Origin of the sequence: Halorubrum rarum, assembly GCF_048380895.1 — an archaeon.
In the GTDB taxonomy this organism is placed as follows: Archaea; Halobacteriota; Halobacteria; order Halobacteriales; family Haloferacaceae; genus Halorubrum.
Genome location: NZ_JBLWMN010000005.1, coordinates 29,009 through 51,937, shown reverse-complemented (window position 1 = coordinate 51,937; position 22,929 = coordinate 29,009). Strand labels below are relative to the sequence as shown.

Annotated in this window: 22 protein-coding genes; 8 read left to right on the top strand and 14 right to left on the bottom strand. The window is 63.7% G+C overall.

Going from position 1 to position 22,929, the window contains the following annotated elements; genetic code table 11:
• Window positions 1-371 precede the first annotated feature (371 nt).
• From ACNSN7_RS04745 to ACNSN7_RS04735, 3 genes are all read left to right on the top strand, one after another.
• Window positions 372-1,496 (top strand): glutamate-cysteine ligase family protein, encoded by a 1,125-nt coding sequence (locus ACNSN7_RS04745; RefSeq protein WP_418281044.1) that lies wholly within the window; start codon window positions 372-374, stop codon window positions 1,494-1,496.
• Between the two features lie 188 nt (window positions 1,497-1,684).
• Window positions 1,685-2,182: a hypothetical protein gene (locus tag ACNSN7_RS04740; RefSeq protein ID WP_418281043.1), complete on the top strand. Its 498-nt coding sequence runs from the start codon at window positions 1,685-1,687 to the stop codon at window positions 2,180-2,182.
• A 232-nt stretch (window positions 2,183-2,414) separates the two neighbouring features.
• Window positions 2,415-2,777 carry a hypothetical protein gene (locus ACNSN7_RS04735; protein ID WP_418281042.1) on the top strand — a complete coding sequence of 121 codons (363 nt, stop codon included), beginning with the start codon at window positions 2,415-2,417 and terminating at the stop codon, window positions 2,775-2,777.
• Window positions 2,778-2,935: 158 nt separating this feature from the next.
• Here the strand turns inward: ACNSN7_RS04735 and ACNSN7_RS04730 are convergent, their stop codons facing one another.
• Window positions 2,936-4,465 (bottom strand): SLC13 family permease, encoded by a 1,530-nt coding sequence (locus ACNSN7_RS04730; RefSeq protein WP_418281040.1) that lies wholly within the window; start codon window positions 4,463-4,465, stop codon window positions 2,936-2,938.
• Between the two features lie 97 nt (window positions 4,466-4,562).
• Window positions 4,563-5,117, bottom strand: coding sequence for a DoxX family membrane protein (locus tag ACNSN7_RS04725; RefSeq protein WP_418281039.1), 555 nt, complete (start codon window positions 5,115-5,117; stop codon window positions 4,563-4,565).
• Between the two features lie 113 nt (window positions 5,118-5,230).
• Between ACNSN7_RS04725 and ACNSN7_RS04720 the strand changes: the two genes are divergently transcribed.
• The gene (locus ACNSN7_RS04720; RefSeq protein WP_418281038.1) at window positions 5,231-6,661 is read left to right on the top strand and encodes a sodium-dependent transporter; all 1,431 of its coding nucleotides are present in this window, start codon (window positions 5,231-5,233) and stop codon (window positions 6,659-6,661) included.
• Here ACNSN7_RS04720 and ACNSN7_RS04715 read toward each other — a convergent pair.
• The 4 genes from ACNSN7_RS04715 to ACNSN7_RS04700 all read right to left on the bottom strand — a co-directional run bounded on the left by ACNSN7_RS04715 (window position 6,654) and on the right by ACNSN7_RS04700 (window position 9,592).
• On the bottom strand, window positions 6,654-7,394 hold the full coding sequence (locus tag ACNSN7_RS04715) for a proteasome assembly chaperone family protein (RefSeq protein WP_418281036.1): 741 nt from the start codon (window positions 7,392-7,394) through the stop codon (window positions 6,654-6,656). The genes ACNSN7_RS04720 and ACNSN7_RS04715 overlap by 8 nt on opposite strands.
• Window positions 7,395-7,599: 205 nt before the next feature.
• Entirely contained in the window at window positions 7,600-7,977 is a 378-nt protein-coding gene (locus ACNSN7_RS04710) for a hypothetical protein (protein WP_418281035.1), read from the bottom strand.
• Between the two features lie 101 nt (window positions 7,978-8,078).
• Window positions 8,079-8,987, bottom strand: coding sequence for a diacylglycerol/lipid kinase family protein (locus tag ACNSN7_RS04705; protein WP_418281034.1), 909 nt, complete (start codon window positions 8,985-8,987; stop codon window positions 8,079-8,081).
• A gap of 248 nt (window positions 8,988-9,235) precedes the next feature.
• The gene (locus ACNSN7_RS04700; protein ID WP_418281346.1) at window positions 9,236-9,592 is read right to left on the bottom strand and encodes a hypothetical protein; all 357 of its coding nucleotides are present in this window, start codon (window positions 9,590-9,592) and stop codon (window positions 9,236-9,238) included.
• On the opposite strand from ACNSN7_RS04700, the gene ACNSN7_RS04695 reads away from it, so the two are divergent.
• Entirely contained in the window at window positions 9,497-9,796 is a 300-nt protein-coding gene (locus ACNSN7_RS04695; protein ID WP_418281339.1) for a PHP-associated domain-containing protein, read from the top strand. The two genes, ACNSN7_RS04700 and ACNSN7_RS04695, sit on opposite strands and share 96 nt — an antisense overlap.
• Window positions 9,797-10,440: 644 nt before the next feature.
• Here the strand turns inward: ACNSN7_RS04695 and ACNSN7_RS04690 are convergent.
• From ACNSN7_RS04690 to ACNSN7_RS04670, 5 genes are all read right to left on the bottom strand, one after another.
• Window positions 10,441-10,989, bottom strand: a complete 549-nt coding sequence (locus ACNSN7_RS04690) for a dihydrofolate reductase (protein WP_418281032.1) — start codon at window positions 10,987-10,989, stop codon at window positions 10,441-10,443.
• Window positions 10,989-12,014, bottom strand: a complete 1,026-nt coding sequence (thyA, locus tag ACNSN7_RS04685; protein ID WP_418281031.1) for a thymidylate synthase — start codon at window positions 12,012-12,014, stop codon at window positions 10,989-10,991. Before thyA ends, ACNSN7_RS04690 begins: the two co-directional genes overlap by 1 nt.
• Before the next feature lie 72 nt (window positions 12,015-12,086).
• Window positions 12,087-13,214, bottom strand: a complete 1,128-nt coding sequence (locus ACNSN7_RS04680; RefSeq protein ID WP_418281029.1) for a tRNA (guanine(26)-N(2))-dimethyltransferase — start codon at window positions 13,212-13,214, stop codon at window positions 12,087-12,089.
• Window positions 13,215-13,305: 91 nt separating this feature from the next.
• Window positions 13,306-14,121, bottom strand: a complete 816-nt coding sequence (locus ACNSN7_RS04675; protein WP_418281028.1) for a glycerophosphodiester phosphodiesterase — start codon at window positions 14,119-14,121, stop codon at window positions 13,306-13,308.
• The gene (locus tag ACNSN7_RS04670) at window positions 14,118-14,519 is read right to left on the bottom strand and encodes a DUF7987 family protein (protein WP_418281026.1); all 402 of its coding nucleotides are present in this window, start codon (window positions 14,517-14,519) and stop codon (window positions 14,118-14,120) included. Before ACNSN7_RS04670 ends, ACNSN7_RS04675 begins: the two co-directional genes overlap by 4 nt.
• A 128-nt stretch (window positions 14,520-14,647) precedes the next feature.
• Here ACNSN7_RS04670 and ACNSN7_RS04665 point away from each other — a divergent pair, with 128 nt between their 5' ends.
• Window positions 14,648-16,501 (top strand): acetyl-CoA carboxylase biotin carboxylase subunit, encoded by a 1,854-nt coding sequence (locus tag ACNSN7_RS04665; protein ID WP_418281025.1) that lies wholly within the window; start codon window positions 14,648-14,650, stop codon window positions 16,499-16,501.
• A gap of 19 nt (window positions 16,502-16,520) precedes the next feature.
• Here the strand turns inward: ACNSN7_RS04665 and ACNSN7_RS04660 are convergent, their stop codons facing one another.
• The 3 genes from ACNSN7_RS04660 to ACNSN7_RS04650 form a co-directional block, all read right to left on the bottom strand.
• Complete coding sequence (locus ACNSN7_RS04660) at window positions 16,521-17,360, bottom strand: beta-keto acid cleavage family enzyme (protein WP_418281024.1); 840 nt, start codon at window positions 17,358-17,360, stop codon at window positions 16,521-16,523.
• Complete coding sequence (locus tag ACNSN7_RS04655) at window positions 17,357-17,572, bottom strand: hypothetical protein (RefSeq protein WP_418281022.1); 216 nt, start codon at window positions 17,570-17,572, stop codon at window positions 17,357-17,359. Before ACNSN7_RS04655 ends, ACNSN7_RS04660 begins: the two co-directional genes overlap by 4 nt.
• 141 nt (window positions 17,573-17,713) lie before the next feature.
• Entirely contained in the window at window positions 17,714-18,247 is a 534-nt protein-coding gene (locus ACNSN7_RS04650; RefSeq protein WP_418281021.1) for a J domain-containing protein, read from the bottom strand.
• A gap of 114 nt (window positions 18,248-18,361) precedes the next feature.
• Here ACNSN7_RS04650 and mutS point away from each other — a divergent pair, with 114 nt between their 5' ends.
• The gene (gene mutS, locus ACNSN7_RS04645; RefSeq protein ID WP_418281019.1) at window positions 18,362-21,052 is read left to right on the top strand and encodes a DNA mismatch repair protein MutS; all 2,691 of its coding nucleotides are present in this window, start codon (window positions 18,362-18,364) and stop codon (window positions 21,050-21,052) included.
• Window positions 21,045-22,799 (top strand): DNA mismatch repair endonuclease MutL, encoded by a 1,755-nt coding sequence (gene mutL / locus ACNSN7_RS04640; RefSeq protein ID WP_418281018.1) that lies wholly within the window; start codon window positions 21,045-21,047, stop codon window positions 22,797-22,799. The genes mutS and mutL overlap by 8 nt, the downstream gene beginning before the upstream one ends.
• The last annotated feature ends 130 nt before the right edge of the window (window positions 22,800-22,929 follow it).

Genomic DNA, 22,929 nt, shown 5'->3' with positions numbered 1-22,929 from the left:
GATGATTCACGCCCAATATCTCCCGCTTTACGCAGGAAATGATCAGCTAACTACGATCAACGAGCAGTCTCCGAAACCGTGGTATGGACATTACAAGGCTAACACCTCGCTCTGATGGGTGAGGAGGACGTCAACTGTGATCACATGCATGCCTGACCACGCCGTACCTGCCCGAGCGTGATACCTCGAATTCCGCGAAAGCGTCCTGATGTGTTCTGTGTACAACATCAAACGAGCCGTCACCAAATAAAATCATTACTCGTCTGTCGATTCATCGACGTTTTACAAAGTTAAACATAATCGATACTTCCGGTCGAATATGAGTATTATAACAAACGTACGGGTCCGCGTAGGGCTCCGGACGACCTACTATGGAGGAACACACGTGCAACGGGACCAATACTACGCTAACGGAGACACCTGGGGCACTTCGACGTGGTATCGAGGTCGAATACTGGGTGGTAGACAGGGACGGTCGGCTGGTCGACGCGGGGCCGCTCGTGGACGGATCGGACGGGATCGACCGGGAGTTCATCGAACCGGTACTGGAGATCAAAACCAGTCCGTGTGATTCGACCGGTCAGTCGCGGGACGAACTATGCGACAGAATCGAGGGAGCCCTCGACCGTGCCGAAGCGACCGATCGACGGCTCGTACCGCTTGCGACGCCACTGTGCCCGGCGGAGATTCGAGACGTTCCGAGCGACCGTACCCGGATCCAGGAGCGGATCATCGGCGACAGCTTCGAGTATATCCGGCACTGTGCGGGAACTCACATTCACATCCAGCAGTTACCTCGACGGGCGATAGACCAGTTCAACACCCTCACTGCGCTGGACCCGGCGCTGGCGCTGATCAACTCGTCGCCGTACTTCGACGGCTCGCCGCTCTCCTCCGGTGCCCGGTCGCAACTGTATCGATCGATGGCCTATGCAGATATGCCGAATCAGGGCAACCTGTGGCCGTACTGTACCAGTCTCGACGACTGGGAACGAAGGCTCCAAAGCGGATACGCCGCCTTCGAGGAGGCGGCCAAGGGGGCGGGGATCTCGCGAGAGCGCTTCGAAGCGAGTTTCGATCCCGAGACGTCGCTGTGGACGCCCGTTCAGATCCGGAGCCCCTTCGATACCGTCGAGTGGCGCTCGCCCGATGCGGCGCTCCCGAGTCAGGTCATCAAGTTGGCCGACGACGTTACGTCGATTCTCGAACACCTCGAAAACACTGAGGTCCGAATCGAAGGAACGGAGGGCAGAGTAACGGCCGACACCATCGTCCTCCCGGAGTTCGACGCCCTCATGGAATACGTCCAGGCCGCGATCCGTGACGGGCTCCGGGCACCGCAAGTCAGGAAGTACCTCGAACGGATGGGCTTCGACGTGAGTTCCTATCGGCCGATAACACACGAGATAGCAGGAAGAGACGAAATTTCGACCGATGAGGCTCGACAACTTCGACTCGAGTACGCGGACCGACTCGAAGAAGACGTCCGAACGTGACCTCCTCGCCGCAAACGGAGAGGGAGCTTCGCTCCCTCAGACATACATTCACATACCTACAAATTGCTGCTACTCCCGCAAAAACACACTGTTAGCGTATCGACAAAAAAGAGCTACACGTCGACCAAGTCGGCGTGATCCACCATTGTTCCGAACGTATTTGAGTGATAACGTGGGGAACGGCCCATGTGCGCGAAACGATAGATAAGCGACCAATAAACGGGTGCAAAGCTACGTTAGTGTTCGACACCGGTGGTCCGGTCGGCAGCGATCACTTGATAATCGTCAAACTGATCGATGCCGAAGAGGACTGGCTGATAAATCGATGGTTCTACTTCAGCGAGCAAACCGAGACATACATGTGGAACTTCGCCGAGAAGATCTGTACCGACGTGGAGTATCGACGGCGATCCCTGGAAGAGACAGCGGACTGGAAGCGCGTTGCCAACCTGTACGAACCGCTCGCTCGCAGGCTCTACCACGAATTATCCCGCTCTGAACGAAGTGATTTTCCGATCATGAACGACTGCTCCCGGAATGATTCACAGAAATTAGAATCGCTTTGCGAAGAGTTATTCGAGGAGATCAAGGCCATCGTGCGGCAGGGAACGGATAAGCACCCGGAAACGATCTACGACGAGAAGGAAGCCGAGCTACAGCAGTGGCTCGCTGACGCATCCGAGTGATCCAATCCGAGGGGCACATACGCCCCGGATACGGCGGGAACTCCGGTTGCGGTCACATGGCGAGCGAAGCGCTCGCGAGTCATAGTGTACGCCCGGAACACTACCGGGCGAGAATCTACTAGAAGGCCTGGTGAAAGTAGACTGGGGTCGACACTGGGCCAGTTCCGGTACCTCCTGATTGTGGCTTTAGCATATCCGTACATTGATTACATTGGCACGCCAAGTACAGCGTATGCCCGTTCGCATCGAGGAGTTCGAAACCGGGGAACTCCCAAGCGGTCCGAGCGTGCCAGAACAGGTACTCGCCTATCTATACGCAAACCAAGACAAGGCGTTTACCCGTTCGGAAATCGCTACCGGCATCGACGAGGATCCGAATACGGTTGGGACGGCCCTTTCACGGCTGAAGCAACGTGATCTTGTTCGACATCGGGGAGAGTACTGGGCGATAACGAACGATCTCGACCGGGTGGCAGACGCGTATGCCCTCCACTCGATGACCGAACGGCTCGACGATGAGGATGGAGGAATCGAACCCGCCGAGTGGGACACAGTCACTCCGGACAAACCGCATCCCAGCGAGCGAGACGAATAGATGCAACCGGAGCGAGGAGACATCGTTCGGAGTTCGGATCCGTTCAAACTGGGCACGGACAATCAACGACCGTGGCTGATAGTCAATGACGATCGTATAAAGAGACTCGAGGAAATCTTCATCATTTTACCCCGAACTCCCGAATTTCGAGTTTCGAACTATGTCCACACGAGCGGGATCCACCAGATTGCGAAGGCGGAAATGACAAGAACCGCAGGGAGCGTAACGACGAATCCGACCTTCGCCATCTGTGGTATCGTCATATAGCCACTCCCAAAAACGATGGCATTCGGTGCGGTAGCGACAGGAAGCATAAACGCGAACGAGGCGGCAAACGCGGCGGTTGCCATCAACGTAAGCGGTGTGACGCCAATCGCAAGCCCGATGCTCAACGTGATCGGCATGAACAGCGACGCAGTCGCTGTGTTCGATGTGACGTTCGTGAGCAGGATGACGACTGTCGAAACGAGGAGAATCATCCCCACGAGTTCGGTAATTCCGAGGTCTGCGATCGCAACTGCAACGACGCTGTCAAGACCGCTCTCCTGAAATCCGCGAGCGAGCGAAAATCCAGCGCCCAGCAACAAGAGTACACCCCACGGCACCCGTGACGTGTACTCCCAGTCGAGCATTCGGTCGCCATCGACGGGGATCAAAAAGACGAGCACGGCTCCGGCGACGGCAATCATTGCGTCGGTGAGCATCGGTACGACGGGCTGAAGAACGAACGGGCGTACGATCCAGCCGGCGGCGACAAGTCCGAACACGGCGAGGACACGCCGCTCGCCAGTCGTCATCGCGCCCAACTCGCTCAACTGTTTCTCGATAACATCAGTCCGGCCGGGTTGGCGATCAATCGTGGGTCGAAGTACCACGACGAGTAACACCCACGTGATGAGCAGGAAGACTAGGGCGATCGGTACGCCAACCAACATCCATTCGAGAAATCCGATCTCGATTCCGAGGTTCGACTCTGCCACACCGGCGAGAACTGCGTTCGGCGGGCTGCCGATAAGGGTTGCAGCCCCGCCGATCGATGCGCCGTAGGCGATGCCCAGCATGATCGCCAACCCGAACGACGTATTCGGGAGCTCCATCGAATCCACTTCGAAGCCGTGAAGCAGTTCCCCCTCGACATCGCGTGGGTCGTTGGGCTCTTCAAGTGTTTCACGGTCAAGTGGCGGCGTTCTCCGACCGCCCATGGCGGTAAGCTCTACGATGACTGCGGCACCGATCGGAACCATCATCATCGCGGTCGCGGTATTCGAGATCCACATCGAGAGAAAGGCAGTTGCCCCCATAAAGCCGAATACAAGTCCTTTCCCACTTGTACCGACTGTCGAGATGATGAGCAGCGAAAGTCTGTGATGCAAATTCCAGCGTTCGATAGCGAGCGCGATGAGGAATCCGCCGAGGAGCAGAAAGACGATCGGATCCGCGTACGGTGCAGTTGCACTCCCGACCGTCATCACGCCGGTCGTGGGGAACAGGACGATGGGGAGAAGTGACGTGACCGGGATCGGGATCGCTTCGGTGACCCACCAGATAACGATCCATGCAGTACTCGCGAGGACGGCCGCTGCCTCGGAGGTAAGCCCGAACGGTGCAGTGAGGTACAGCCCGAGAAACGAGACTGGTCCGAGAAGCAACCCGATAGAGCCGCGAGATACACTGGACTTCGGGAGCATAGATACACCGTCAAGGAAGAGGGGTATAAATCAACAGATTCGAGCGGCGTATCCGATTGCGTACCCTCTTCGGGGCCAATGGTGAGTGGCCATCTTGCTAGCCGAGGAAGTAACGGGCCCACGGATACCGTTCGATGAGCGGTTGCCCGTCGATCTCGTACTGTTCGATGTACCGATCTAGACCGAAGATTCGTCCAGCCCCGAACGCAGCGACGGAGAGGAAGACGGGCATATACGCGAAGTCCCCGTTAATGTATCCGTGAGCTACATTCCAGTTGCCGAAGTAAAACAGTAGCATCATGAACGCCCCCCAGAACGCGGCGAGTCGGGTTAGACAGCCGACCAGTAGGCCGAGCCCAATAAGCAGTTGGCCCCACGGCACGGCTATGTTCATGAACTCCATGAACCACGGTGTTTGCGACATTGATACGAACAGATCGGCCAGAGGACTCCCGTTCGATGAGGGTGCGTTTCCGAGGTAGCCTGCGGCATTGAATCCGCCGCCGAGTAGCTTATCGAGGCCAGCGTTAACGAATGCTAACCCCATCATCAGTCGGAGCGCGAGAATGAACCATACGCTGAGGGTGTAAAGCTGCCCTTCGGCAGTGAACCCGCCGACTGTACTCCGAAGTGTGACTTCTCGAGACGACATTTGGCACAAATTTACAAACTGCTGATAAATACCGGTTCCACGGTAGTAGCCTGATCCTACCCGACGAATGTCCGCCTTCTGGTTTTATTACACGTGCTCTTGAGCGAGGAGACATGGAACAGTGGTCGTCCCGGATTGGTTTCGTTTTCGCGGCAATCGGTGCTGCGGTCGGGTTGGGTAACATCTGGCGATTCCCGGCCGTAGTTGGCCAGAACGGTGGGGGCGCGTATCTCGTCCCGTACCTCATCGCTGCGTTCGCGTTTGCGTTGCCGCTAATGATCCTCGAAATCTCGGTTGGGCGGTATCTCAAAGCGGATGTCGTTACTGCCTGCCGAAATATTCGCTCCGAGTTCGAGATCATCGGCTGGCTTATCGGGGGGTCGGTGCTCGCAGTTCTGAGTTACTATCTGGTCATCACCGGGTGGGTGCTCGCGTTCTTCTCGTTCACACTCACCGGTGCTGAAACGTCATTCCAAGCGTTTACAGGGACGTATCAGCCCCTCGCGTTTTTCGTCGTTTCCACGCTTCTCGTCGGGATAATCGTCTCTCTCGGCGTTCAAAACGGGATCGAGCGCATGGGGAAAGTACTGATTCCGTTGACGTTCGTTGTCCTCGCTGGACTCGCGGTGTACATCGCCACGCTGCCTGGGTTTCTCGACGGGTTACGATTTTTCCTCACGCCCGACCTCGCGGTTCTGTCGAACCCGAATATCTGGAGTGCAGCCTTCGGTCAGGTCTTCTTCTCGTTTTCCGTCGGCATGGGGGTGATGCTCACGTATGGGAGCTATCTCGGCCCCGAACAGAACGTCCCCAAATCGGCGTTACTGATCGCAGTGGCAGATCTAACCGTTGCAATCCTCGCGGGAATAGTCATCTTCGGGATCGTCTTCTCCTTTGGCCTTGATCCTGCAGAAGGAACCGAACTCGCTTTCGCAACGCTTCCGACGGCCTTCGAAGCCATGCCACTCGGCGGTATCGTCGCGGTCTGCTTTTTCGGGCTTTTATTCGTGGCGGCGCTTGCTCCGTCCGTGTCGATGCTCGAGGTCGGTGTCGCGGGCGCCATGCGGACGACCGGTTGGTCACGCCGGACTGCCAGTATCGTGATGACCGGTGTAATCCTTCTTGCAGGCCTTCCATCGGCGTTGAGCTACAGTGCGTTTGAACTGTCCGTGTTCGGGCAACCGTTCCTCGATGCGGTAGACTCGACGGTCGGCACCTACGCGTTACCGATCGGGGCGATTGCACTTATCGTCGTGTTCACGTGGATCCAGGATGAGTCCGCTCTCCGTGAGCAGATCGGTGATTCGATCGTTCTCCCGTTGGTGAAATACGTGGTTCCACTCGTATTGCTCGTCGTTACGTCACTTCGGCTGGTCAGGGGGGTCGAGGTTTCTGTGTGGCGGCGGCTTCCGGGCGTGGCTCCACTGTCGGGGCTCAGTGGACTCGGGACGACGCTTCTGTTTTCGGTGCTTCTCGCTGTCGTCGGATGGCTTATTTATCGCTGGCGACGGTCACGGCGAGCCAACCCTAATACGGTTACATAAATCCGTAATCCTCGGTTCGCCCCGTTCGCTCTTCGGCCCGTTGTTGGGATTCGACGTGTGCTGCAAGCTGTTCGTAATGTTGGCGTGTGCGATCCGCAAACTGACGGAGTTGGTCCGTCTCGATGTCGAATCCATAGATGCGAGCGAGTCCTTCAACGAGCCGTAACGCCGCACCCCCATCGAGGGGCTGTCGTGGGTTGACGGATGTCGCAATTACGCCAGCGCGAAGGTTCGTATCTATCGCTCGGTTGATGATGCTCGAATTGACTCCGGACAGAAAGCCACCTTGAAGTGCCGCAATCTCGATGTCAGTGAGTCGATGTTGGTAGTAGTCATCCGACGCAATGTACCACAGTTCCTCGAACAGTTCTAGCGAGGGTATCGTCGTGAGTAGGGTCACTTCATCAACGGTTGACTCGTCAATCCAGTCGAGGAGAGTTCGACCGAACGGTTCGGATAACTGAGCCGGGATTGGGAGTTCGCACGTTAGGAACGTATAGTTCGCCTTTGGTTTGGAAAAGAGACGGGTGTGATGGTATGGACGCCCTTCATAGAAGGGCGTGACTGTTGGCAGTCCGTCTGCGTGGATGTGACCTGTTTCGTGAAGATCCAACTGCTCAATGAGATACTGGTTTGCTGAAATACCGGCCATTCCTGGACCTGGAAATGCTGCAATGACTGATGATTCGGGTTTTTCGTCGATAGTTATATCGAGGCTGAATTCGGTATCCATACTCTGACGTTTATTCCATCGTTACAAATTCTTTCGTGGTCGAGGACTCTCTTGGATCAGAAACCAGCCGATTCAAAGACTAATAGCCGAGGGAACTCTGAGCTACGAATTGAGTATCTAGGGACACGGGGTCAATACGGCGTTCGAGGCAGATACGCCCGCCGTGAGTGCGGGACAGAATTTAGAAAAGATCAGAGAGGACACTCTATCCCACGTCTAAACGAGGCCGCCTCACTCCGTACTTGGTCGAGGCCCTTCTCGTTGATGTCGATGGCGTCGACAGTGAGCCCGTTGCCGCAAACGCGAGAGCGATAGCCCGGCCGATGCCAACGCCGCCACCTGTTACGATAGCAACGTTCTCTTCTGTATATCCGGGGCCGTCAAGGACGAGCAGATCGTCTCGTGTGAGTTCGCTGGGTCCGTACTTCTCCATCGCTTCCTCGACAGTCATGTCGGCCATGTCTTCACAGACATCCGACAGCGAGTAAATAGTGCCGGATAGCAGGATACCGTAATTGACGTGGTTTGTACCGATTCGGTGATAACGAACTGAGATCGGTCGGTTATCCGTTACCCTGTTCATCTAATTAACAACCATTCTCCTACCCATGAGCGAATGTCAAAAAAACCAGATCGGTCAAACGGTTCTAGTGAAGGACACGTTGGTGTGTTAGCGTGATGGTCTCATTCAGCAGTTCCGGGAGTCGGATCGTAGGACGGACCGACAAGAAATCGCATTGCTCCCGGATCGCTATCAGCCGTGAGTTCGGTCGCTTCGATCATGCCGCCGTCGAGACTGAATTGGGCGGGGATGTTCTCGTGGGTGACGTGGAGATGTGAGACTTTTAGCCGCGTGAGATAGTCGGCTCCCCGTCGAAGCAGTTGATCGGCTGCTCCGCGGGAGAGGTAGTCTAGTGTCGGCAGATCTTCGATGATGACGACATTCATCAATCCATCTTCCATGTTCGCCTGTCGCTTCTGTTCCCCTGGGAAGCGGCGTCCGTTCCCCACAAGAAGCATCAACGCATCTCCTGACCAGACTGGGTCCCGCTCGGGACCGGCCGAAACGTGAAGGGTGAGCGCCTCGAAGTTTCGTACCATTGAGAAGGTAGTCAGGACGTACGCGAGTACACCTAAACGACGTTTGAGACTGCGTGATGTTCGAGCACTCGCGTTTGCGGTTAATCCGCCCACGCAGGAGTTGAGAAACGGATAGCCGTTCGCCATTCCGAGATCGAGTTGGCGCTCCTCTCCGTTCTCGATGACTTCAAAGGCATGTTTGACTCCGCGAATACCAATATTGTCTGCAAAGTCGTTACCCGTACCAGCCGGGATAACACCGAGTGTGACATCTTCAAGTCGATCGGCGTTTCGTACTCCCTGGATGGTGTTGTTGAGCGTCCCATCCCCGCCACAGGCCACTACTACCTCTCCCCGACTAGCGGCTTCCGCAGCGAGAGCCACCGTGTGGTCGCCCCCGGTGCTGTCGAGGACTTCGTAGCCGCGGTCATGGGCGAGGGTACGGGCCTTACGGGTCCGCTTACCGTCCCCACTCTGTGGATTCCGGACAACGATTCGGGAGCGATCGGTCATTATCCCCTGTTCTCCGTCCCGTGTGAAATGTGTGCCGACGTGATTGAACCGCACGCGGAACATGCGAGTGATCACTAGCGTGGCAGAAGCGGACACTGACTTTTTATAATACTCGACCGTCTACTCCGGGTGTGTTCGATTGCGATCTACACACTCATAGTCGGTTTTTTCACTCCTCTCCAGGTGTTGCTACTAGATATGATCCGTTCGGCGTACGGCTGTCTCTCCGGAACGCCCGCCGTCGAGGACTAGATGGGATTGCGGTTACGAACCACGATTTCTTTCGCCGGGAGACGATCGTAGATCCAGCGTGTCTTTCGGGCATCGAAATATCCACGACGAAAGGGCACTTGCTCGTCGTAGGGCCAGACCCCCCATCCCGAACAGATCCGGGAGAACTTGAGCCGTCTGAAGCGGTTGCTCTCGCTCACGAGCATAACTGTGCGGCAATCATTGCCCATCCGTTCAGGAACAGTACGCTCCGGGAATGTGATGCCGCCTTTGACGCGATCGAAGTCAATGGAAAACATCCCGAGCACAGACGACGAATCGAGGCGGTCGCCAATGAACGTGATCTCGCCATCGTCGGCGGAAGCGATGCACACTTTCCGTTCGAAGTAGGGCGGGTTTCAACCCGTCTTGATATGGATCGCTTGACGCCGAGGGCGGCAGCTGAAGCGATCCAAGAAGGCCGTGTTGAACCGGTTTTCCGAGATGGGCCTTTCACTCGGGGGATACGGTCGGTATACACGCGAATTCACCGATCGAAGGGACACCTTGCTAACGCATCGTCTTCCGACAGAGAGTAAATTACATCACGCTACGAAACCTTTCTAGTGCAGTCCGGAAGTTTGGTTCGTGTAAACTGGTTCGGTGCTTATGGCTCCTTTTATTCGAAAATGCACGGAGAGCAATCGGATTAAAACGAATCTTTCACACGGTGTGATGAACCCCCAGCGAAAGCAATAATTCCACGAAATCACGAATACCGCCTTTACAGGATGCGAGTTTTCTATTCAGCATCGACATCTAATCATGGCGAAACAATACTCCCGGCAGTCCTCATTCCAGGCTATTCTCATCAACCGTTTCCCGAGAATACGACTGGACAAAGGCTTCTTACTGGATAACTACTCTCACTGATAGACTGGTTGTGATGTTATCTATATTATTCACCAATAATTCTAATAGTATACTCGAAATGTACGCCCGGAACACTAACGACCGGTCTCATCTCCGGCGGCGTGCCGCGTCAACCGGGAAACCCTCGTGCCGGGCGACCGCCTGCGTGGCGGCGGACGTGTCGCTCGCGCGACGGATGTGACGTGCCTGGGTTCTCCGCGTCGTCATCGCTCCCATCCGGGAGTACTCGCGCGGGGACTGATGGCACGCACTCGGAGTTGTCGGCCAAAGCGGTTAAAGGGTCCGCCACGGCCACGTCGATCGCCGACCGTCAGCCGTGAACCCGTTCGTACGTCACGAACGCGAGATCGCCGTCCCGCTCGCGGTCGGTTTCGACCCACTCGTCGTCGTCCCACGCCGGAAACCGGGTGTCGCCGTCGGGCGCGTCCGGGATCTCGGTGATGACCATGCGGTCGGCGTCGTCGAGGAACGTCTCGTACACGGTCGCACCGCCGATCACGTACACCGTCTCGACGCCGAGATCGGCCGCGGCTTCGCGGGCACGGCGTCGTGCGCGAGCAGGGTCGTTCGCGACGACCGCTCCGTCCGGAAGGTCGAGATCCCGCGTCGTCAACACGACGTTGATCCGGTCCGGAAGCGGACCGCCGATCCGGTCGACGATGCTCTCGTAGGTGGTTCGTCCGACGATGACGGGGTGGCCCGTGGTCAGCGCCTTGAAGTGGGCCAGATCCGCCGGATAATGCCACGGCATCCCGCCCGCCGAGCCGATGACGCGGTTCTCGGCGACGGCGGCGACGAGAACGAACTCGACGCCGCGACGGTCACTGGTTCCGGCTCCGGTGGTGTCCTCGCCCGCCATCACTCCGCGACCGCGAACGTCAGTCCGTCCGCGCAGTCGTAGTCGACGACCTCGACGTCGTCGGAGGTCAGCTCGTCGAACGGTACGTCGGCGATCTCGATCCGCGGTCGATCGCGCGGGGTTCGCGAGAGCTGTTCGAGCAGCCCCGGCACGTGGTCGTATCCGTCCTCGCCGTCCGCCTCGTCCGGTGCGGTCCGCTCGACCCAGTCTTTCACGGCCAGGTAGTCGTCGTCGCCGTCGACGTTCGCGAGTCGCTCCTGTACGTACGGGAGGTTGTCGGCGTACCACCGCCCCCGTTCGCCCCGTCCGCAGTAGACGTGTGCGTCGACGACCGTGTGACCGAACTCGCCGACGTCGTAGTCGGTCCGTCCGGCGATCGCGTTCGCGAGCAGCGCGTACGCGGCGATGTTGAACGGGATCCCGAGCGCGACGTCGCCCGAGCGCTGCGTGAGATGGAGGTTGAGCCTCCCGTCCTGCACGTTGACGACGAACGTGTAGTGACACGGCGGCAGCGTCGAGACGGCGGCGTTGGCGGGATGCCACGCGTTCACCACCATGCGACGGGAGTTCGGGTTCTCCGCGAGGGTGTCGAGCACGTACTGGATCTGGTCGAAGGTGCGACGGTCAGGTGCGTCCCCCGCGCTCTCCTCGACGGTTATCCAGCGATGGGCGTCGTCGGGCCACGTCTCACCCGGTAGCCCCGACTCGGGAACGGGATACCGCCGCCAGAACCGCCCGTATGCGGTGTCGAGACGCCCCTCGTCGTCGGCCCACGCGTCCCATATCTTCGTCTCCTCGCGGAGGTTCCGAATGTGCTCTTCGCCGGAGAGGTACCACAACACCTCGTGGATGAGCGAGTCCCAGCGATAGCCGTCCATCCGTTTGGTCGTCAGGAGGGGGAAGCCGTTCGAGAGGTCGACGGTGTACTGGGCGCTGAACGTCGCGATCGTGTCGACGCCGGTTCGGTTCCGCTTGTACGTGCCCGTCGAGAGCGTGTCGTCGACGAGATCGAGGTACTGTTGCATTGTGATCGGTGTCGCCCGCGGCGGCCGAGCCGACGGGTCGACGTCGCTACCGGAGTATCAGTCGCGGAGACCCTAAATAGATCCACCATCGACCACGGCCGCCCGCATCTCGGGGATCGACGCGGTCGTTTTGACCGCCGTCCCGCGGTAGTGAGCGCGGCTCGCCTCGTAGCCCGCCTCGCGAAGGGTCCGAACGAACTCCTCGATCCCGATCGCGGACTCGCTCCACAGTTTGTACAGCCGGTGCTGGTCGTAGTGGGTCGGTTCGTCGATCTCGGCGGCGACCGTCTCGAGCAGCTTCCGTGCGCGCTTCGCCTCGCCCATGTCGTCGGTCACCGCCTCGTGAACGGCGCGCGCGAACGCCGGCTCCGCGGTTCGGCCGAGCCAGATCGGTCCGGCGGTCAACACTCGATTCCCGTCGCATTCGGGACACTCCTCGACCGGATCGGCGATCAGTCCCCGCGTCGACTCGCGCCAGAGGCAGTCCTCGCAGGCGTCGACGTAGCCCAGTTCGTCGATGCAGCGATCGGCCGCCTGTGCGCCCGACTCCAGTTCGAGGTAGGTCCGCGCGTAGTGGCGGGAGACGTGCGAGACGATCGGGCGAGCCGCCTTGTCGTAGCGCGCGGCGGTCCGAACCAGTGCGGAGATCAGCGTCCGAAGGCCCATCTCCGGGTGGAAATCGGTGTTTCGGGGCACCGCCCCGTACTTACGGATCCCGCTGTTGAGATGTGCGCCACAAAGCGGCGCGGTGTCGGTCGCGGTGACGCAGACGAGGTTGCGCGCGTTCGCGAACGCCGGGTCCGCGAAGGGCATCGGCGTCCCGTACGGGTCCAGATCGACGACGTCGAAGACGTGCTCGTACAGGAGGGCGTTGACGTCGCGGTGGACGGTCTCCCCGTCAAGGCCGTTTTCGGCGAGGTTCTTTCGGGCGAGGTCGACGGCGTCCGGGTCCACGTCCGCACAGGTGACGTCGTACCCCTCCGCGGCGGCTCTGACCCCGCGGATCCCCGAGGCCGCCATCGCGTCGAGGTACGACGCCGCGCGCGGCTCTCGGTCGCGGTACGCGCGGAGGACCGCGACGGTGACGTCCCGGTTCAGCTCCTGGGTCGGGTTGAAGAAGATGCCGCCGCCGGTACCCTCGCTCGCGCCGTCGCGGGCCTCCGGAACGGTCACGGTCAGGCCCCCCTCATCGATCTCCATACCGCCGATTCGGCGATCCGACCTATAAGGGCCGCGTTCCCGTCCACGGCGGCGAGACGAGCCCTGCGTGTGTTGCCCCCGGGACGGCGTCTCAGTCCGAGGCGACGACGTCGGGGCCGTCCGCCCCGCGGACGATCCGGTAGTCGTCCACGATGGTGCCGTCGATACCGAGGTCGGCCAGACGCGCGTAGGTCTCCCGGTCGCCGACGCCCCACGCGTTCACCTGGAACCCGTCGGCCTCGGCGGCTCGCAAGTGGGTCCGATCGACGATCTCGGCGTGCGGGTGCAACAGGTCGCAGTCGAGTCGCTCGGCCGCGGCGAGCGCGCGCCGCCACGAGCGCTTATAAAGGAGTCCGCGACGGACGTCGGGCGCGACCTCGCGGAACTCCGCGAGTGCCCGCGCCGAAAAGGAGGAGACGAACGCGTCGTTGTCGGCGGCACGGATCGCGTCGGCGACGTCGGCGGCGATCCCGTCGGTTTTCGCCTCGACGTTGACGTCGACGCGGTTCGGGAGCGCATCGAGCAGCGCCCGGAGCGTCGGGATCGGCTCGTCGGTGTCGCCGACCCCGTGTCGCTGTAACTCGTCGAGCGAGCAGTCGTTCACACGGCCGTCGACGCCGCATATTCGGTCGAGCGTCGGGTCGTGAGCGACGACGATCTCCCCGGATCCGCACCGCCGGACGTCGATCTCGACCGCGGCGACGTGCGGTGCAGCCGCAGTGACCGCGCGGATCGTGTTCTCGGGCACGCCGGCGAGACACCCACGGTGGCCGATCGCGTACGGGCGGGTCGTCGTCGGGTCGTCGCTGCGTGGGCGGGTCGTCGTCGGGTCGTCATCGAGTGGAGGGTCCGCGTGGCCAACGGTCTCATCCGCGTGGCCGGTTTCAGTCCCCCGTTCTCCGGTCACGTCGGCTCCTCTCCGGTTTTCTCGGTCTCCGGGGTGTTTGCGGTTTCCTCGGTCTCCGGGGTGTTTGCGGTTTCCTCGATATCCGTTCCGTCCGCGTCGGCGTTTCCGTCGGGGGCGACGTCGTCCGTCTCGTCGGAGTCGTCGTCCGTCTCGTCGGAGTCGTCGTCCGTCTCGTCGGAGTCGTCGTCCGTCTCGTCGGAGTCGTCGTCCGGACCGTCCGCGGAGTCCGCGCTTCCGCCCAACAGACGGTTGAGTCCCATCGGGAGAACGATCCCGACGCCGACTAGCACGCCGATGCGGAGCAGGACGGACAGGTCGGTCAACACGGACAGCGCCAGGTACGCCACGGCCGCCACCCCCACCGACGGCAACACGTACGGGTTCCCTGCCGAGAGCATATCCGGCAGTCGCGCTCGCGGCCTCTTAATCCTCCCGACAGGACCCGCACCGGGTGCGTGTGACCGAATGGCTCGATCACGGCGGACCGACAGAATCAGGTAGCCCATGGTGGAAACAACCCACAAGAATGTTCGAGAAGGTCCTTGTCGCGAACCGCGGCGAGATCGCGGTACGGGTGATGCGCGCCTGCGCGGAGTTGGGTGTCGACACCGTCGCGGTGTACAGCGACGCCGACAAACACGGCGGCCACGTGCGTTACGCCGACGAGGCGTACAACGTGGGCCCGGCCCGCGCGGCCGACTCGTACCTCGACGAGGAAGCGATCCTCGACGCCGCTCGCGCCGCGGGTGCGGACGCGATCCATCCCGGATACGGCTTCCTCGCGGAGAACGCCGACTTCGCCGCACGCGTCGAGGACGCCGACGGGATCACGTGGATCGGCCCGACGAGCGAGGCGATGAAGCGACTCGGCGAGAAAACGGCCGCCCGGCGCGTGATGGACGCCGCCGACGTGCCGATCGTTCCCGGCACGACGGAACCGGTCACCGAGGCGAGCGAGGTGACCGTGTTCGGCGAGGAACACGGCTACCCGATCGCGATCAAAGCCGAGGGCGGCGGCGGCGGGCGCGGCATGAAAGTCGTCGAGAGCGCCGACGAGGTCGACGACCGACTCGCGTCCGCGAAACGCGAGGGCGAGGCGTACTTCTCGAACGACTCTGTCTATCTCGAACGCTACCTCGAAACCCCGCGACACGTCGAGGTCCAGATCGTCGCCGACGAGGCGGGAAACGTGGTCCACCTCGGGGAGCGCGACTGCTCGCTCCAGCGTCGCCACCAGAAAGTGATCGAGGAGGGTCCCTCTCCGGCGCTGTCCGACGAGCTCCGAGAGCGGATCGGCGAGGCGGCCCGTCGCGGCGTCGCCGCCGCGGACTACACCAACGCCGGCACCGTGGAGTTCCTCGTCGAGGAGGACGTCGACCGGGATCCGGCGGAGCCGCTGGGCCCGGAGACGAACTTCTACTTCCTCGAGGTGAACACCCGTATCCAGGTCGAACACACCGTCACGGAGGCGCTCACCGGGATCGACATCGTGAAAGAACAGCTTCGGGTCGCCGCGGGCGAGGCGCTGTCCGTCTCCCAGGACGACGTCGAGCTCCGCGGCCACGCGATCGAGTTCCGGATCAACGCGGAAAACGCCGCCAAGGAGTTCCAGCCCGCAAACGAGGGGCGACTGGAGACGTACGACCCGCCGGGTGGGATCGGGGTCCGTGTCGACGACGCCCTTCGACAGGGCGACGCGCTCGTCACCGACTACGACTCGATGATCGCGAAGCTGATCGTGTGGGGCGCGGATCGCGAGGAGTGTCTCGCGCGTTCGAAGCGCGCGCTCGCCGAGTACGAGCTCGACGGCGTCGTCACGATCGTCCCGTTCCACCGAATGATGCTTGACGACGACCGGTTCGTCGCGGGCACGCACACGACGAAATATCTCGACGAGGAGCTCGATCCCGACCGGATGACCGAGGCGCAGGAGCGGTGGGGGACGGAGGCGACGGCGGACGACGGCGACGACGAGGCGGTGACGGAGCGCGCGTTCACCGTCGAGGTGAACGGCAAGCGCTTCGAGGTGGAACTGGAGGAGCGCGGTGCGCCCGCGATCCCGACCGGGGCCGGCGGGTCGAGCGGCCGACAGCGACCGCCGCAGGCGGTCGGCGACGACGGCTCCGATGGCGGAGCCGGTGGCTCCGACGTCGACGTCGCGGAGGGGGGAGAGGCCGTCGAGGCGGAGATGCAGGGAACGATCCTCTCGGTCGACGTCGCGTCGGGCGACGAGGTGTCGGCCGGTGACGTCGTCTGCGTGTTGGAGGCGATGAAGATGGAGAACGACGTGGTCGCCGAGCGCGGCGGCACCGTCGCGTCGGTCCACGTCGCCGAGGGCGACAGCGTCGACATGGGCGACGTGCTCGTCGTGCTGGAGTGAGGACCGGGACCCGATTCCCCTACTCGTGCAACCCGAGGATCTCCCGCGCCTGTTCGGTCGTCGCAACGGGTCGCCCGAGCTCCTCGGTGATCCGGGCGGCTCTCGCCACGAGCTGCTCGTTCGTCGCCAGTTCCCCGCGCGTATAATACCGGTTGTCCTCCAACCCGACACGGACGTGACCGCCGAGCAGCACTGACTGCGTCGTCATCGGGAGCTGGTGGGGACCGAGACCGATGACGTTGAACTCGACGCCCTCGGGGAGGTTCACGACGCGGTTCGCGAGCGTCCGCGGGTGCGGCGGCGACGTCGTGCCGCCGCCGAACAGGAAGTTCAGGTACGGTGGCTCCGCCAACTCGTCGAGGATCGCGAGCGTCTCGTTGAGGTGGCCGTCGTTGAACACCTCCAGTTCGGGTTTGATCCCGCGGGCGAGCATCTCGTCGTGCAGCGAGGCGACGAGCGCGCGGGTGTTCTCCGAGGTGAGTCGGTCGTAGCGGTTGAGCGGACCCATATCCAGGGAGGCCATCTCGGGAGCCGGATCGGTCCGCAACGGCTCGTGTCGCAGGTCGTCCGGCGCGGCGGTCCCGCCCGTCGAGTGCTGGATCACGACGTCGTCGGTCGCCTCGCGGACGGCGTCGGAGACCTCCTGAAAGCGCTCGGCCGAGAACGCCCGCTCGCCGTTCTCGCGGCGTGCGTGGAGGTGGAGGATGCTCGCACCCGCCGCCTCGCAGGCGGCCGCCGCGCTCGCGATCTCTTCCGGCGTCTCCGGGAGATCGGGGTGGGCCTCCTTGCCGTGGACGCCGCCCGAGAGCGCCGCGGTGATGATCGTCGGCTTCCCGTCGAGGTAGTCGTCGTAGGTCATTCGTCCCCCGCGAAGGAGCCGTCCGTCTCGGCGTCGGGCGTGACGTAGAACTCGCAGTCGTCCGCGGGCGAGAGGCCGTAGCGAGCGGTACAGACGTCCGCGCGCATCGGCTGGACGAACGAGTCGGTGACGGTACAGAACGCGCGGGCGACGTCGAACGATTTCCCGTCGCCATCGGTTCGATACGCGAGGTGTGGACACCCATCGGACATGGCGGTGCAACGACGCGGGAGCTTAAAAAGGGTGGCCGGGGGACGCGGTGTGGCTGAACTCGGGGGCCAACGCGGGAGACGCCTCCCCGAGTCGATCGGTTGGTCCGTCCACGTCGCTCATCCTTCGTCCGTCCACGTCGCTCATCCCTGTACCACCTCGTACGCCTCGTTCAGCTCCTTGAACGCCTCCTCGTCACCGTCGTCGCCGTCCGGGTGAAGCCGTTTCGCCCGTTCGCGGTACGTGGAGCGGACCGTCTCCTCGTCGGCGCTCGGGTCGAGTCCGAGCGTCTCGTAGGCGGCGCGTTCGGACATCCGTGACGACTGCTGTGTGCGGTCCCGCGGGTCGCCGGCGGTCGTCTCTCCCGATCCGTTCTCGGCCGCACCCCACGTCCCGCCGTTGGCGCGCGTGCCTCGATAGGCCTTCCGGCGGTTGCTCGCTGCGCGGGCGCGCCGGCGGGCGCGCTCGCGCTCCGCCGGCCCGGCCCGTGCCGCCTCGCGTCGAACCCGGTCGCGAAGCTTCCCGCTGGCGTGGTACCACAGCAGGTACGCCACCGCGCCGAACGGGACGGCGACGGCGAGGAGGAGGGGGTTGACGACGATCCCGGCGACGACGAGCGTCGCCGTCAGTCCGATGAACGTCGCGGCCATCCCGACGAGTATCGTACGGTTCGCCACGGGATCGATCAGGGGTCCGTGATTGTAAGGCTCTCGGGGAACCGCTCGCATTCGTCCTCCGATGCGCGGTTCGCGTCCGTACCGTTTATGCCTGCGGGCGACCCGGTTGAGGGTATGCCAACCGCGGACCGAGAGACGGTCACGGGGCTCCCGCCGGGGATCGATGCAGTGCGGGGGGATCTCACGCCGATGCTCTCGCAGTACGCCGACCTGTGTGCCGCCCACGAGGACGCGCTCGTGCTGTTCCAGGTCGGCGACTTCTACGAGGCGTTCTGCGAGGCCGCGGAGACGGTCGCACGCATCTGCGAGGTGACGCTCACGGAGCGGTCCGACTCCACCGGCGAGTACCCGATGGCCGGGGTACCGATCGACAACGCCGCGCCGTACCTCGAATCGTTGCTCGACGCCGGCTACCGCGTCGCGCTCGGCGACCAAGTCGAGGACGCCGAGCAGGCGTCGGGGCTGGTCGACCGCGCGGTCACCGAGGTGATAACGCCCGGAACGGTCGTCGAGGACGACCTCCTCGAGTCAGGGACGACGAACTACGTCGCCGCGGTCGGACGAGGAGACGCGTCCGTCGGTCTCGCCGCTGTCGACGTCGCCACCGGCGAGTGCCTGGTCACCGCCGGCGACGCCGACGCGGTCGGCGACGAGCTCGATCGGATCGAGCCGGCCGAGCTCATCACGGGGCCGAACGCCCCCGCGTTCGAGCCGGCCGACGCCGAGCGCGGGTGGACACACCACGAGTACGACCCCGCCGCGTTCGACCGTGACCGCGCCCGGGAGCGACTGTCGGCGTATGCCCCCGCGCCGGAGCGTCGGTTCGGGAGCGACGCCGAGCTCCGCGCCGCGGGAGCGGTGCTGGCGTACGCGGAGTACACGCAGGGCGACGACGGTCCCCTGGAGTACGTCTCCCGGATCCGCCGGTACGACCCGCGCGATCACCTTCGGCTCGACGCCGCCGCGCGACGGAGCCTCGAGCTGTTCGAGAACCGGGGTCTCGGCGCGAGCGACACCCTGTTCGACGTCCTCGACGAGACGAACTGCGCGCTCGGCCGACGCCGGCTGGAACGGTGGCTCCGCCGCCCGCTCGTCGACGCCGACGCGATCCGATCGCGCCACGACGCCGTCGAGGAACTGGCGGACCGGACGCTCGTTCGGAAGGGGATCGCGGACGCGCTGGGGGCCGCCTACGACCTCGAACGGCTCGTCGGGCGCGTCGCTCGCGGTCGGGCGGACGCCCGCGACCTCCGGTCGCTGCACGCGACGCTGTCGGTCGTCCCGGAGCTGAAACGGACGATCACGGGCGAGGAGCATGTGGCCACCACTGACGGCGAGGATGACGACCTCCCCCGTACCGATCACCTCCAAGCCCTCCACGACCGGCTCGACGAGCTCCGCGAGCTCCGCGAGCTGATCGACGACGCCATCGCGGCGGACCCGCCACAGGAGATCACCGAGGGCGGCGTGATCCGGGAGGGGTTCGACGGCGACCTCGACGACCTCCGCACGACCGAGCGGGCGGGTCGCGAGTGGGTCGCCGACCTGGAGGCGGCGGAGCGCGACCGGACCGGGATAGAGTCGCTGTCGGTCGGCCACAACCAGGTCCACGGCTACTACATCGAGGTGACCGACGCCAATCTCGATCGGGTTCCGGACGACTACCGGCGCAGACAGACGTTAAAGAACAGCGAGCGCTACTACACGCCGGAGCTGAAGGAGCGGGAGGAGGAGATCGTCGGTGCGGCCGAGCGCGCGGACGCCCTGGAGTACGAGCTGTTCGTCGACGTGCGCGAGCGCGTCGCCGCGGAGACGGAACGGATCCAGCGGTTGGCGGCCGCACTCGCCGAGCTCGACGCGCTCTGTGCGCTGTCGACCGTCGCCGTGACGAACGACTACGTCCGCCCGGAACTCGTCGTCGACCCCGACGCCGGTGTCGAGATCGAGGGCGGTCGCCATCCCGTCGTCGAGCACGCGGCGGAGTCGTTCGTCCCGAACGACGCCGACCTCCCGCGCGGTTCGATCGCGGTGATAACGGGGCCGAACATGAGCGGAAAATCGACGTACATGCGGGCGATCGCGTTGACGACCGTACTGGCGCAGATCGGCTCGTTCGTTCCCGCACAGGCGGCCCGACTTCCCGTCTTCTCCCGGCTGTTCACCCGCGTCGGAGCCTCGGACGACATCGCGGGCGGACAGTCGACGTTCATGCGGGAGATGAGCGAGCTGACGGAGATCCTTCACGACGCCGGCCCGGACTCGCTCGTCCTGCTCGACGAGGTGGGACGCGGGACGGCGACGACCGACGGCCGAGCGATCGCACGGGCGGCCGCGGAGTTCGTCCACGACGAGCTGGGTGCGACGACGCTTTTCGCGACGCACTACCACGACCTCACCGACCTCGCAGCCGACCGCGAACGCGCGTTCAACCTCCACTTCACCGCGACCCGCGAGGACGGAGCGGTGACGTTCCTTCACCGGGTCGTGCCCGGCGCGTCCTCGTCGTCGTACGGGGTCGAGGTCGCGGAGCTCGCCGGCGTCCCGAGGCCGGTCGTGGACCGATCGCGGGAGCTCGTCGAGACGGACGACGCGGTTCGGGACCGAGGCGGCGACGGACGGGACGCAACCGAGCACGACGGGACCGATCGGAATCGGGACGACGGACCGAACGCCGACGGGGACGGTCCCGCGGGCGACGACGACATCGCGACCGAGCTCCGCGGGCTCGACCTCGCACGGATGACCCCTCTCGAGGCGTTGAACGCGCTCCACGACCTTCAAAACCGGATCGAACGGGATGAGTGACGACGACGCGGATCGGATCCGACGACTCGATCGCCGGACGATCGACCGGATCGCGGCGGGCGAGGTCGTCACCCGTCCCGCGCGGGTCGTCGGTGAACTCGTCGACAACGCACTCGACGCCGGTGCCTCGCGGGTCGATATCGGGATCGACGGCGACGGCACCGACCGGATCCGCGTGGCCGACGACGGACGCGGCATGAGTCGCGCGGACGCCCGGCTCGCTGTCGAGCGCCACGCGACGAGCAAGCTCGCCCCCGGCGACGACCCGGTCGGCGTCGACTCGCTCGGGTTCCGGGGGGAGGCGCTGGCCGCGCTCGCCGACGCCGCCCGACTGGAACTGACGACGAACGACGGCGGCGCGGTCGGCACGCGGGTCGCCGCTGGTCCCGGATACGGCGACGCCGACGAGGGCGACCCGGACGGATCGGACGTCGACCCGGACGGATCGGACGTCGACCCGAACGTCGACGTCTCCGACGCCGGCCGCGGCCGCGGAACCACGGTCGTCGTTCGCGACCTGTTCGCGACCCGACCCGCGCGCCGTGAGGCGCTCGCGGGGACCGGCTCGGAGTTCGCTCGTATCTCACGGCTCGTGGCGGACTACGCGCTCGCGAACCCCGGAGTCGCGTTCACGCTCGATCACGACGGATCGACCACGCTGTCGACGCCCGGAACCGGGTACATCGACGCCGTGCTCGGCGTGTACGACCGCGAGACGGCGAGTCAGTCGACGGAGCTGACGGCGAGGGTCGGCGGGGACGCGATCTCGGAGGACCGACCGTCCATCGGGATCGACGGCGTCCTCGCGTATCCCTCGATCAGCCGCGCGTCCCGCGACCACGTCCGCGTTTCCGTGAACGGCCGGCCGGTGCGACACGACCGGCTCGCCGGTGCGGTGCGGGCGGGATACGGACGGCTGCTTCCGGACGGACGGGAGCCGATCGCGGCGGTCGACGTCTCGCTCCCGCCCGATCGGGTCGACCCGAACGTCCACCCGGCGAAGCGCGAGGTGGGCCTCCGCGACGGCGACGCGGTCGCCGAGGCCGTCGAGTCGGCGGTCGCGGACGCGCTCACGGGCGCGGACCTCCGCCGGAAGGCCGACGTGGCGACCGACCTCGACACCGCGCTCGCGCCCGTCGGTGAGGCGGACGGATCGCGGACCGCGGCGTTCGCCGACGCGGAGCCGATCGGCGTCTTCCGCGACCTGTACCTCCTCGTCGAGTCCGGCGAGGAGCTGCTCGTCGTCGACGCACACGCCGCCCACGAGCGGGTGAACTACGAGCGGCTGCGGCGCGCGTTCGACGACGAGCCGGTCCCGTCGGTCGGGCTCGACCCGCCCGCGACCCTGTCGCTGTCGGCGTCGGAGTCGGCGACCGCGGAGACACACGCCGAGCGGCTTGCGGCGCTCGGCTTCGAGACGGAGCCGTTCGGCGGCGGAACCGTTCGGCTCCGGGCGGTACCCGCTCCGTTCGGCCGCGTCGCCGACGCCGACGCGTTCCGTGACGCGATCGCATCGCTATCGGCGGGCGAGTCGCCGCGGGACGCCCGCGAGACGCTGCTGGCGGATCTCGCGTGTCACCCGTCGCTGAAACGGGGTGAGGCGGGAGCGCTCGACGGCGACGAGGTTCGGGCGCTCTTGAATCGGCTGGGCGAGTGCGAGCGACCGTTCGCCTGTCCGCACGGGCGACCGACGGTGCTGTCCGTTTCGGAGGCGACGTTCGCAGCCGGGTTCGATCGGGACCGGTAACGGGAGTCGATCGCCGACTCCGAGCGGGGACACGCTGGCTGCGACCGTCGGATGAACGGAGACACGGGAGGCGCGCCGAGTCGCGCGCGCCGACATCGGTGGACGGTCACCGGGGGCCGTATCGGCCGGA